Here is an 11,999-nt window from a genome sequence, read left to right as displayed (position 1 = left end):
TTGTGCCCTGCACGGCAGCGGGGCATACTTTTGGCCACTTGTCGGAGTGCCCCCCGGGGCTGAGACCGTTTATTCGGGATCCGTTGAACCTGATCAGGTTAATACCTGCGAAGGGATACAAGGCGCCACAGGCTCGCCGTCCAGCGCATCACTGGCCAGGACGACATCCGGGGCGCCGACCCAGACCATGCGTCTGCGTGTCGGCGCCCAGCTCCCAGCCCGGGAGTCCGCCGACCCGCCCTCAACACTTCAGACAAGCAAACCCACAACCCAAGGTGAGCTTTGCTATGTCGACCGAAATCCAGACCCTTACTGCCTCCACCACTGAGGCGTCCCCGCCGACCCGCCGCGAGCGCCGTGCCCAGGCCCGGGCCTACATCGGCCAGTTGGCCGGAGAGAGCTTCCCCAACTCGGATCGCCTGTACGTCACCGGCAGCCGGCCGGATCTCCGGGTGCCCATGCGCCGCATCCATCTCTCGCCGACCCTGGTGGGGGGCACACCGGAGGCGCCAGTGCTGGAGGCCAATGCCCCCGTGCTGGTGTACGACACCGCCGGCGCCTACGGCGATCCCACGGCCCAGCTGGATGTGAGCCAGGGGCTGCCCCGATTGCGGGATGGCTGGATCGAAGAGCGGGGGGATTGTGCGCCCGTGGCCGCCACCGCCAGCCTGACCCGGGCTCACCGTCAGGCCATCACGGCGGCGGATCTGCCCCGCATGGCGCAGACGGCGCCGATCCGTTGCGGCGTGGCGGGTCAACGTCCCACCCAGCTGGCCTATGCCCGGGCCGGCATCATCACCCCGGAGATGGAATTCATCGCCTTGCGGGAGAGCCAGGGGCTAGCCGCAGGGGGGATCAGCGCCGAGTTTGTGCGGGCCGAGGTGGCCGCCGGGCGGGCCATCATCCCTGCCAACGTCAACCACCCGGAGGCCGAGCCCATGATCATCGGCCGCAACTTCCTAGTGAAGATCAACGCCAACATAGGCAATTCCTCGGTCACCTCCAGCATCGAGGAGGAGGTGGAGAAGCTGGTGTGGGCCACCCGCTGGGGCGCCGATACCGTGATGGATCTCTCCACCGGCCGGCACATCCATGAGACCCGGGAGTGGATCTTGCGCAACAGCCCTGTGCCCATCGGTACCGTGCCCATGTACCAGGCGCTGGAGAAGGTCAACGGCAAGGCCGAGGATCTGACCTGGGAACTGATGCGCGACACCCTGATCGAGCAGGCCGAGCAGGGGGTGGACTACTTCACCATTCACGCCGGCCTGCTGCTGGCCTACGTGCCCCTCACCGCCAAGCGGGTCACCGGCATCGTCTCCCGCGGCGGCTCCATCATCGCCAAGTGGTGCCTGGCCCACCATGAGGAGAACTTCCTCTACACCCATTTTCGCGAGATCTGCGCGATCTGCGCCCAGTACGACGTGGCCCTCTCCCTGGGGGATGGTCTGCGGCCCGGCTCCATCGCCGATGCCAACGACGAGGCCCAGTTTGCCGAGCTGCGCACCCTGGGGGAGCTGACCCAGATCGCCTGGCAATACGATGTGCAGGTGATGATCGAGGGGCCGGGCCATGTGCCGCTGCACCTCATCCAGGCCAACATGGACGAGCAGTTGCAACACTGCCACGGCGCCCCCTTCTACACGCTAGGTCCGCTGACCACCGACATAGCCCCGGGTTACGATCACTTCACCTCCGGCATAGGTGCGGCACTCATTGGCTCGCTTGGCTGCGCCATGCTCTGCTACGTCACCCCCAAGGAGCACCTGGGGTTGCCCGGCAAGGAGGACGTCAAACAGGGGCTCATCGCCTACAAGATTGCCGCCCATGCCGCCGATCTGGCCAAGGGCCATCCCACCGCCCGCATCCGGGATGATGCCATGTCCAAGGCGCGCTTCGAGTTCCGCTGGGAGGATCAGTTCAACCTGGCGCTGGATCCCATGACGGCCCGGGCGCTGCACGACGAGGACCTGCCCCAGGCCTCCGGCAAGCTGGCGCATTTTTGCTCCATGTGCGGCCCCAAGTTCTGCTCCATGAAGATCAGCCAAGAGGTGCGGGCCATCGAGGCCGACAAGGCGGCGCAGAAGGAGGCCGCACGGCAGGCGGGCATGCAGGCCCAGTCAGAACGCTTCGTGGCCGAAGGCAGCGAACTCTACCAGCCGGCGGCGGACGCTGAGGCTCGACCATGAGCCGTCCCATCGTCTGGAGCCTGGCGGGGTCGGATTGCGGCGGAGGTGCCGGCCTGCAGGCGGATCTGCTGACCATCCAGGATCTGGGAGGCCACGGCTGCACCCTGGTCACCGCCATCACGGCGCAAAATTCCGTGGCGGTCACGGCGGTGGTGCCCGTCAGCCTGGCGCTGCTGGAGGCCCAGCGTGCCGCCCTGGCCGAAGACCTCTGGCCTGCCACCATCAAGGTGGGGCTTCTGGCCGGCGACGAGCAGCTAGCCTGGCTCAGCGACTGGTTGGCCGAACTGACGCCCGATCAGCGCCCTCCTGTGATCTGCGATCCGGTGCAGGTGGCCAGCACCGGCCAGGCCATGGGCCGGCTGGTCCAGTCCGACGGTTGGGATCGGCTGCTGCCGCAGCTGACCCTGATCACCCCCAACCTGCCGGAGCTGGCGGCCCTCACCGGGCTGCCGGTGGACACGCCGCAGCAGATTGAGCGCGCCGCCGCCGAGCTGCAATCCCGGGGCGCCGCCGCCGTGCTGGTCAAGGGGGGCCACGGGGCGGGGCCGATCTGTCTCGATTACCTGCTCACGGTGGATCAATCCCTGTGGCTGGCGGCACCCAGACTCACTACCCGCCACGGTCACGGCACCGGCTGCAGCTACGCCAGTGCCATCGCCACCCTGTTGGCCCGGGGGGATGCCCTGGCCGACGCCGTCACCCTGGCGCGGACCTATTTGCAACAGGGGCTCGCGGCGGCCGAGGGCGTGGGGCAGGGGCCTGGCCCCTTGGCGCGGCTTAGCACGCCCCATGGCAGGCAGCACCTGCCGCTGGTCTTTGCCAGCGCCGCAGCGGCTCTGGCGCCTGCATCTGAGCCATTCGCCCCTTGCCCTGCCCGGCTGGGGCTCTATCCGGTGGTGGACTCTCTGACCTGGATCGAGCGGCTGCTGCAGTGGGGCGTGCGCACCCTGCAGCTGCGCATCAAGGATCCGCATGATCCGACCCTTGAAGAGCAGATCATTCGCGCCATCGCCCTGGGGCGGCAATACGGAGCGCGGCTGTTTATCAACGACTACTGGCAACTGGCCATCCGTCATGGCGCCTACGGCGTGCATCTGGGGCAGGAGGATCTGGAGCTTGCGGATCTGGCGGCCATCCGCCGCGCCGGCCTGCGGCTTGGCGTCTCCACCCACGGCCACGGCGAGCTGGCCAGGGCCCTGGCGCTGCGGCCCTCCTACATCGCCTTGGGGCACATCTTCCCCACCCAGACCAAGCAGATGCCGTCCTCACCCCAGGGACTCAAGCGGCTGGCCGAGGCGGTGCGATTGCTAGAGGGCTACCCGGCGGTGGCCATCGGCGGCATCAGCATCGAGCGGGTGGCGGGGGTGCTGGCCACCGGCGTCGCCAGTGTGGCCCTGGTGAGCGCCATCACCCAGGCGGCGGATCCGGAGGCCGTCACCCGAGCGCTGCTGGCCCAGGTGGGGGCAGGTGGCGAGGCGGAGGTGACAAATGTCGTCTGCTGAGCCGTTCTCCGAGGCCAACTGGGCGCGCTATGCCCGCCAGCTGAGCCTGCCCCAGTGGGGCGAGGCGGCCCAGGGGCGTCTCACCCGGGCCCGGGTCCTGCTGGTGGGGGCCGGCGGTCTGGGCTCGCCGGTGGCGCTCTATCTGGCAGGAGCCGGGGTGGGGCAACTGTATCTCAGCGATGGCGACCGGGTGGGGCTGTCCAACCTGCACCGGCAGATCCTGTTTACCCAGGCGGATCTCAACCAGCCCAAGACCCAGGCTGCCCAGCGCCATCTGGCTCGCCTCAACCCCGGCTGCCGGGTATTTCCGCTGCCGGCGGTGAGCCCTGACTCGCTGCCCGAATTGCTGTGCCCCCAGGGCCAGCCGCTGGATCTGGTCATCGACTGCACCGACAACCTGGCCAGTCGCCAAGCGGTCAACGCCGCCTGTGTGGCGGCCGCCGTGCCCCTGTTAAGCGGGGCCGTGGCAGGCTGGCAGGGGCTGCTGGCGCTGTTTGAGCCGGGCCGGCGTGCCACCCAGGGCTGCTATCACTGCCTGTTTCCCGGACAGGATGAAGCCGGCAGTTGTGCCAATGCCGGCATCCTGGGGCCCATGGCGGGGCTCATCGCCAGTCAGCTGGCGCTGGAGGCCTTGCGCTTTCTGGCTGGCCTGCCGAGCCCGAATACCGGCCAGGTGTTGCGCCACGATGCCTTAAGCGGGCGTTGGCAGCGCTTTGCCCTGAGTCGGGATCCCGGCTGCCCCGTCTGCGGCACGTCGTTGGAGGAGCAATAAATGGATAAGCAAACGATGGATTTTTTTGTCAATGACAGCCCCCGCCAGGGGCTCGCCGGGCTGAGCCTGGAGGGCCTGCTGCTGGCCGAGGGGCTGGGTCGGGGCGAACCACCCCAGATCCCCGCCGGGGTGGCGGTGGCACTGAACCAGGTGGTGATCCCTCGACCGCAATGGGCCCTGACGCCGGTGGCGTCGGGAGATCGTATCGATATTTTTTCCGTGATAGCCGGAGGCTAGCATGCAGACTCAACCACTCAAGATTGCCGGCCGCCGCTTTGCCAGCCGGCTCTTCACCGGTACCGGCAAGTTCGCCAGCGCCGAACGGATGGCCCAGGCCATCGCCGCCAGCGGCTCCGAGCTCACCACATTGGCCATCAAGCGGGTCAACCTGACCGGCGAGGACCCCCAGATCCTGGCGCCCTTGCGCGGCCTGGGGGTCAACCTGCTGCCCAACACCTCGGGGGCCCGCAACGCCGAGGAGGCCTGCTATGTGGCCCGCCTGGCCCGGGAGGCCCTGGGCACCCACTGGGTCAAGCTGGAGATCCATCCCGACCCGCGCTACCTGATGCCAGATCCCATTGAGACCCTCAAGGCCGCCGAGCAGCTGGTGCAGGAGGGCTTCGTGGTGCTGCCCTATTGCGGCGCGGATCCCATGCTGTGCAAGCGGCTGGAGGAGGCGGGCTGTGCCGCCGTCATGCCGCTGGGGGCGGCCATCGGCTCCAATCAGGGGCTGACGACCCGACAGATGCTGCAGATCATCATAGAGCAGTCGGGTGTCCCCGTGGTGGTGGATGCCGGGCTGGGGGCGCCATCCCATGCCGCCGAGGCCATGGAGCTGGGAGCCGATGCGGTGCTGGTGAATACCGCCATCGCGGTGGCCGGCAATCCCGTGGCCTTGGCCCAGGCCTTCGCCCTGGCGGTGCAAGCTGGTCGCCTAGCCTATGAGCATGGGCTGGGGGCGGTGAGCCAACAGGCGGTGGCCAGCAGTCCGCTGGATCCCTTCTTGCTGCGCCTGATGGAGGATCCCGCATGAGCTTTTATCAAGAGTGGCAACAACTGGATTGGGACCAGCTGCAAGCCCAGGTGGTGAATGCCACCGCCGAGCAGGTGGCAGCGGCCCTGGCGCAGCCTAGAAAGAGTCTGGCGGATTTCGCCGCCCTCATCTCAGCCGCCGCCGAGCCCTATTTGCCCCAGATGATGCAGGAGGCCCAACGGCTCACTCGCCAGCGCTTTGGCCAGGGGGTGAGCATGTACCTGCCCCTGTATCTCACCAACCTGTGCGCCAATGACTGCAGCTATTGCGGCTTCTCCATGAGCAACGCCATCAAGCGCAAGATCTTGAACGAGGAGGAGGTGCTGGCGGAGTGCGAGGCCATTGCCAAGCTGGGTTACCAGAATTTGTTGCTGGTCACCGGCGAGCACGAGCGCAAGGGGGGCATCGACTATTTTCGCCGCATGCTGCCCCTCATCAAGCCCTACGCCCCCTATCTGTCGATGGAGGTGCAACCCCTGGCGACGGACGAGTATGCCGAGCTGGTGAGCCTGGGGCTCGATGGCGTCATGGTCTATCAGGAGACCTATCATGCTCCCAGCTATGCCGCACACCATCTGCGGGGCAAGAAGCAGGACATGGCCTGGCGCATGGACACACCGGATCGGCTGGGGCAGGCCGGGGTGGATAAGATAGGCCTGGGGGTATTGTTGGGGCTGGCGGATTGGCGTACCGACAGCCTGATGCTGGCTCACCACCTGCAGTATCTGCGCAAGCACCATTGGCGCAGCCGTTACAGCATGTCGTTTCCGCGGCTGCGGCCCTGTACCGGCGGCATCTCGCCGGTCAGTGCGGTGAGTGAACGCCAGCTGGTGCAGCTGGTGTGCGCCTGGCGGCTGCTGGATCCCGAGCTGGAGCTGTCGTTGTCCACCCGGGAGCGCCCCGCGCTGCGGGATGCCCTGATCCCCCTGGCCATCACCAGCGTCAGCGCCGGCTCCAGCACCCAGCCCGGCGGCTATGCCCAGCCGGCCAAGGAGCTGGAGCAGTTTCACATCAGCGACGAGCGACCGACCACTGCGGTGGCCCAGGCCCTCCAGCAGCGTGGTCTGGAACTCATCTGGCTGGAGCGGGGGCCGGGGGCCGGTTAACCGCCATCGCAATTTGCAAATTGCCTGCACTCAGATGGGCCTCAGGCGCAGATTGCAGCCAAACAGCTGCTATCTGGGGTTTTGCGGGCGCTTTCTGACCCTTAAAGCTGGCGTGGCAATTGCACGGCAAGGATATCTTTGTTGTCCATCCGAGGTGTCCCATGCTGTCAGCCACTCGGCTTCCGGAGCCGTATCAATTTCTAGTGCTGGGGGGAGAACTGGACGAGGTGTCCGCCGGCGAACTCCTGGCCCTGTGTGAAGAGAAGTTGGCGCCACGCTGTCGGCTGGTGCTGGATCTGCGTGCCGTCAGCTCCCTGGATGAGACAGGGATCGGGGTCTTGGTCTACCTGTACAAGCGGCTGCGCTGGTTCGGCGGCCGCCTGCGGCTCTTGTCTCCCCAGGGGACTGTGCACCAGCAACTGATGGACTGGGGCGTGGCGGAATTGATCCCCTGTTTTGCCGATGAAGCGGCCATGCTGGCGGCGGATGACGCCGAGGCAGCCATGGAGCCGGGCTGGCAATAGCAAATTAATATGTGCGAGTCATCCCAGTTTCTTGTAAATTCCGCGTACCTGCACTTAGGCGTTGGCCAAACTGGTGTGGTGATAGTCCCACATTGGTTTTCAACAACTTGGAGTAGAAGGCGGTCGTTCCTGCATGAAGACTCAGGACAAGGAAACCCTGGTATGGCAAATCCGTCTGCCAGCAGACTTCAGTGGTATTCGGTTAGGTCGACAGAACCTGGACCGGGTATTGCGTTGCCAGGGCTGGGGGGAGCGGCAGATCAGCCATTGGCGCCGCCTGTTTACCGAGTTGGCCTCCCGCAGCGTGCACCATGCCAGGCCCAGCCAGCTGCAGCTGCGGCTCTACCAGCTGGAGCAGACCTGGCGGCTGGAGCTGGAAGACGATGCCCCGCCGTTTGATCCCAGCAAGCCGCAGCCCATCGATCTGGCGGTGGATGAGGAGACCTCGCTGACCGAACCGGGCTGGGAGTTGCCGGATCCCATGCTGGCGGAGGCCACCTATCGCCGTCTGGCGGACGGCAATCTCTGTAGCCTGCTGCTACAGCAGGACGAGCTGCATGGCCGCATACTGCTCATTCACCATCAACCGATACAGCGTACTCTGCTGGCAGATTATCTGGCGGAGCGCTTCACCGTCTCCACCTTTGCCTCGGCCCGGGAAGCCTTGCCCGTGTTTGAGCGGCAGGGGGCGGATCTGGTGATCTCCGATGTGGGGCAGGACAGCTTCGATGGCCTGGCCTTGCGCCATGCCCTGGCCCAACAGGAACGCCGGTCGCTCCCCCCTTTCTTGTTTCTCACCGGCAGCGAGGATCCCGAGACGCGGTTGCTGGCGGCGGGCTTGGGGGCCGATGACTACCTGCTGACCCCGGTGTGCAAGGCCGAGTTACTGGCGGTGGTCAGTCGGGTGCTGTTTCGCCAACAAAATCGCAAGGAGCGCTGCGCCGATCACCTGGATCCCCTGGTGACCGCCTCCCTGCGCCCCCACCTGCCGGCCAGCATGACGCCCTTTGGCCTGAGCATGGGCACCCGTGGTGCCAGGCTGGGGGGCAGTGACTTCATCCTGCAGCAGGGGCGGCGCCTGATTCTGGGGGATGTGATGGGGCGGGCCGAGCAGGCGAGAAGCTTCGCCCACGCCTATGCCGGCTATGTGCGCGGTCTGCTGTGTGCCTTGCCCCAGGCCTTGGGGCCGGCGCAGGTGCTGCGCCGCCTGGCGAAGATCATGCTGGAGGATCCGCTGCTGAGTCAGACCCAGGTCCATGTGCTGGCCCTGACCCTGGAGGAGACCGGCGTGGTGCGGCTGGCGGCGGCCGGCTTTCCCATGCCTTGGCTCATCCAGGCGGAGGCGGTCACCCCGCTGCCGGCCACGGGTCAGATGACGGGGCTCGGCGGGGACTTTCATGCCGAGGAATTTGTCTTGCTATTGCGGCGCGGCGAGCGTCTGCTGATCCATTCCGACGGCCTGCGCTGCGAAAGCAACGATGTCTTACCCAGCCGTTGGCAGCAGGATCTGCTGGAGCAGCTGCGTCACTGTGCCGGCCTGCCGGTAAAAGAGACCCAAGAGAGTATTTTGCAGCTGTTTGATACCCATCACGCCGACCCCATCCAAGATGACCTAACCCTTGTCCTGTTGGAGCGGCTTTGCTAGAAACACCCTAAGACGCACGCGGAAATAATAATGATGAATCACTCAAGCCAACCTTTGCTCTTCCTGGTGGAAGATAGCCCTACCCTGGCCTTGTTGTATCAAGACTACCTGCGCAACGAAGGGTACGAGGTGTGCCACTTCGCCCTGGGACGCCCCGTGCTGGAGGCGTTGCCCGAGCGGTTGCCCCAGGTGATCTTGCTGGATCTGGAGCTGCCGGACATGGACGGCATGGAAATCCTCAAGCACATCAACGAGCAGGGGCTGCCCTGTTCCGTGGTGGTGATCACGGCCCACGGCTCTGTGGATGTGGCGGTGGAGGCCATGCGCCTGGGGGCCTTTGACTTTCTCACCAAGCCCTTCGACGGCAAGCGCCTGTGCACCACGGTGCACAATGGCGTGCGTCACCAGCAGTTGAGCTCCTTGGTGGAGACCTATCGGGACAATTACGATCGCAATCAGTTTGGCGGCTTTCTGGGCAGCTCCCTGCCCATGCAGGGGGTCTACCGCATCATAGAGAGCGCCGCCGCCAGCAAGGCCACCGTCTTCATCACGGGGGAGAGTGGTACCGGCAAGGAGGTGTGTGCCGAGACCCTCCATAATCTGAGCCCCCGTCGGGAGCAGCCGCTGGTGGTGCTCAACTGCGCGGCCATCCCGCGGGATCTCATCGAAAGCGAGATCTTCGGCCATGTCAAAGGGGCCTTTACCGGCGCCCAGAGTGATCGGGAAGGGGCGGCGGCCCGGGCCAATGGCGGCACCCTGTTCCTGGATGAAATCTGCGAGATGGAGCTGGATCTGCAAAGCAAGCTGCTGCGCTTCATTCAAAGCGGCACCTTCTCCCGGGTGGGCAGCAGCAAACAGGAGAAGGTGGACGTGCGCTTCGTCTGCGCCACCAATCGGGATCCCTTCGCCGAGGTCAAGGCCGGGCGTTTTCGTGAAGACCTCTATTATCGGCTGCACGTGATCCCCATCCTGCTACCGCCGCTGCGGGAGCGCGGTGAGGATGTCTTGCAGATCGCCCGGCGCTTCTTGGCGGAATTTGCCAAGGAGGAAGGGAAACGCTTCGATGGCTTCACCCCCCAGGCCGAGCGGCTGTTGCTGGAATATGACTGGCCGGGCAACGTCCGCCAGCTGCAGAACGTGGTCCGCAACATAGTGGTGTTGCACGCCGGGCCCCGGGTGGAGGTGGCCATGCTGCCGCCGCCGCTGGATCAGCTCAGGCCCAAGTTTGCCATGCCGGAGCCGGGGGAACCCATGCGGGCCCAGCCCCAGGTAAGCCAGGCCATCCGCCCCATGTGGCAGGTGGAGAAGGAGACCATAGAGCAGGCCATCGCCCAGTGTGATGGCAACATTCCCCAGGCGGCGACCCTGCTGGAGCTCAGTCCCTCCACCATCTACCGCAAACGGTTGGCCTGGGCCGCATCGGCCCAGGAATAAGGTTCCGCGTCGCAATAAACCATGACGTAAAAGCCCAGGCATTGCCTGGACTTTTTGTTCCAGTGGTTAGCCCAGCCGTTGTAGCCAGGCGTCGATGTTGGCCGCTTGATCGGCCCAGGTGGCCAGAGCTGGCGCGCGTAGCGGCTGCGCCAGCCAACCTTGCCGCTGCCCCAGCTGGGGATGCACCGGCGCCAGGCTCAGCACCGGCAAGAGTTCCGCCAGATCTGCCCCGCGACGGACCCGGGTCAGCAGGGGCTGGTAGCCAGGTTCTAGGCTGCGGAAGCTGGTGACCACCGGCTTGCCCAGTGCCAGGGAGCCGCGAATGGTCAGGTTACAGCTGCTGGCCACCCCGGGGCGCTCCAGCAGGGGCAGCAGGGTGACGTGCCAGTATTGCAGGTAGGCGCTGTATTCCTGCTGGGTCTTTTCCCCCAGCCAGAGAACGTTGGGCAGGCGCAACAGATCGTCCAACCGGCGGCTTTGCTTGGGGCCTATGAGTACCCAGTTCCAGTCCGGCCGCCAGCGGGCCGCATCAGTGAGCAGATCCCAGTCCAGCTGGTCGTCCAGCCGGCCACAAAATCCGATGAGGGGCCGGCTGGCGGGCAGATCCTTGGGTCGCATCTGCAAGGGTAGCTCCTGGCTACACAACAGCTGGGTCTTGTGGGCGGGGCACAGGGCCACGGGCTCGGGACGCAAGGCCAGGATCAGATCGGCGCGCTCCACCAGGGGATGGTGCAAGCCCGGGGCCTGATTGCAGAAGTAGACCACCTTGATCTCGCTCAGCTCCTCCAGCAGGGGGGCCAGCTCGGCACGGGTCACCCAGAGCACGGGATCTTGCAGCGCCAGTTCCTCGATGGCCTGTCGGATCTGTCTGGCCTGCTGCTGCCACTGGCTGCGGCCCAGCCACTGGCTCCAGTGATGGGGCTGCAACGCCAGGTGGTAGAGCTGGCTGAAGGCGCGGCCCTGGGGCCAGCTGGCCTCATCGCCTTGGCCCTCGCTATCCAGCCAGAGTATCTTGCGACCAGACAGCAGGGGCTCAATCAACTGCTTGGTGGCGCCGCCCGCATGCCAGTCTTCCCCCAGAATGATGAGATCGTTGCGCATAAGACTACTCCTGCGGTTTGGCAAGCGAACAGAGTGCCCGGGCCGGGCGGCCGGCGGCGTACACCCCAGCGGGGAGATCACAGGTCACCAGGCTGTTGGGCGCCACCAGGGTGCCCTGACCGATGCGGATCCCCCCCAGCACGGTACAGCCGGTGCCCAGGGTCACCCCATCCTCCAGCAATATGGCGCCCCGCTCGTCTTGCTGCCCCATCAGGCTGGTGCCCGCGGCGATGCGGACATCGTTGCCCAGGCAGATCCGCTCGCCGATGGCCAGGGTGGTGTGATGGCCGATATGCACGCGGTCGCCCAGGGTCAGCTCACCCGGTTTGCCGGGCTGCTGCGGGTTGGCCAGTATGCTGATCTCCGCCCCCAACCGGCACTGCCGTCCCAGGCGGATCTGCGGGCGGCCCAGCACCCAGGGCACCTCGTCGGCCAGGCTGAGGGCGTCGGCGGGCGCATCCAGATGACGCTGAAAGCGCGGCAGCAGCCAGAGGCGCCGGTAGAGCTGGCGCACGCCGCGGCACAGCCAGCTGATACCGCGCAGGGGCAGGGCGATGAGGACAGGTGGCGTGGACTCGGGATGGAGAGGCGTGGTTTGCATGACGAGACTCCGGACAAGGGGATACCTGGCTTAACGCATAAAGCAGGCCAAAATTTAACATCTTGATTTCATTAGACGTTGTTGATTTACCC

At 65.8% G+C, this 11,999-nt stretch carries 11 protein-coding genes and 1 riboswitch; of the genes, 9 read left to right on the top strand and 2 right to left on the bottom strand.

The features are described from left to right. The first annotated feature begins 32 nt into the window (after positions 1-32). A riboswitch (TPP riboswitch) is annotated at positions 33-134 on the top strand. Positions 135-287: 153 nt separating this feature from the next. From thiC to ABHF91_RS08740, 9 genes are all read left to right on the top strand, one after another. Beyond that, positions 288-2,189, top strand: coding sequence for a phosphomethylpyrimidine synthase ThiC (gene thiC, locus ABHF91_RS08780; protein WP_409419931.1), 1,902 nt, complete (start codon positions 288-290; stop codon positions 2,187-2,189). After that, positions 2,186-3,691 (top strand): thiamine phosphate synthase, encoded by a 1,506-nt coding sequence (thiE, locus tag ABHF91_RS08775; protein ID WP_409419930.1) that lies wholly within the window; start codon positions 2,186-2,188, stop codon positions 3,689-3,691. The genes thiC and thiE overlap by 4 nt, the downstream gene beginning before the upstream one ends. Continuing rightward, positions 3,678-4,463, top strand: coding sequence for a HesA/MoeB/ThiF family protein (locus ABHF91_RS08770; protein ID WP_409419929.1), 786 nt, complete (start codon positions 3,678-3,680; stop codon positions 4,461-4,463). The genes thiE and ABHF91_RS08770 overlap by 14 nt, the downstream gene beginning before the upstream one ends. Next, on the top strand, positions 4,464-4,700 hold the full coding sequence (gene thiS / locus ABHF91_RS08765) for a sulfur carrier protein ThiS (protein ID WP_409419928.1): 237 nt from the start codon (positions 4,464-4,466) through the stop codon (positions 4,698-4,700). 1 nt (position 4,701) lies between these two features. Then, the gene (locus ABHF91_RS08760; protein WP_409419927.1) at positions 4,702-5,496 is read left to right on the top strand and encodes a thiazole synthase; all 795 of its coding nucleotides are present in this window, start codon (positions 4,702-4,704) and stop codon (positions 5,494-5,496) included. Continuing rightward, the gene (gene thiH, locus ABHF91_RS08755) at positions 5,493-6,602 is read left to right on the top strand and encodes a 2-iminoacetate synthase ThiH (protein ID WP_409419926.1); all 1,110 of its coding nucleotides are present in this window, start codon (positions 5,493-5,495) and stop codon (positions 6,600-6,602) included. The genes ABHF91_RS08760 and thiH overlap by 4 nt, the downstream gene beginning before the upstream one ends. Positions 6,603-6,763: 161 nt before the next feature. After that, positions 6,764-7,126 carry an STAS domain-containing protein gene (locus tag ABHF91_RS08750; RefSeq protein ID WP_409419925.1) on the top strand — a complete coding sequence of 121 codons (363 nt, stop codon included), beginning with the start codon at positions 6,764-6,766 and terminating at the stop codon, positions 7,124-7,126. A gap of 133 nt (positions 7,127-7,259) precedes the next feature. Next, positions 7,260-8,771 (top strand): SpoIIE family protein phosphatase, encoded by a 1,512-nt coding sequence (locus ABHF91_RS08745; RefSeq protein WP_409419924.1) that lies wholly within the window; start codon positions 7,260-7,262, stop codon positions 8,769-8,771. Positions 8,772-8,801: 30 nt separating this feature from the next. Next, the gene (locus tag ABHF91_RS08740; protein WP_409419923.1) at positions 8,802-10,205 is read left to right on the top strand and encodes a sigma-54-dependent transcriptional regulator; all 1,404 of its coding nucleotides are present in this window, start codon (positions 8,802-8,804) and stop codon (positions 10,203-10,205) included. Between the two features lie 66 nt (positions 10,206-10,271). Here the strand turns inward: ABHF91_RS08740 and ABHF91_RS08735 are convergent, their stop codons facing one another. Together ABHF91_RS08735 and ABHF91_RS08730 are read right to left on the bottom strand one after the other, a co-directional pair. Then, positions 10,272-11,306 carry a glycosyltransferase gene (locus ABHF91_RS08735; RefSeq protein WP_409419922.1) on the bottom strand — a complete coding sequence of 345 codons (1,035 nt, stop codon included), beginning with the start codon at positions 11,304-11,306 and terminating at the stop codon, positions 10,272-10,274. A 4-nt stretch (positions 11,307-11,310) separates the two neighbouring features. Then, positions 11,311-11,907 (bottom strand): acyltransferase, encoded by a 597-nt coding sequence (locus tag ABHF91_RS08730; protein ID WP_409419921.1) that lies wholly within the window; start codon positions 11,905-11,907, stop codon positions 11,311-11,313. Positions 11,908-11,999 lie beyond the last annotated feature (92 nt).

Origin of the sequence: Pseudaeromonas aegiceratis, from assembly GCF_046254905.1 — a bacterium.
Classification (GTDB): Bacteria; Pseudomonadota; Gammaproteobacteria; order Enterobacterales; family Aeromonadaceae; genus Pseudaeromonas; species Pseudaeromonas aegiceratis.
This window is presented reverse-complemented; position numbering and strand designations above follow the sequence as displayed.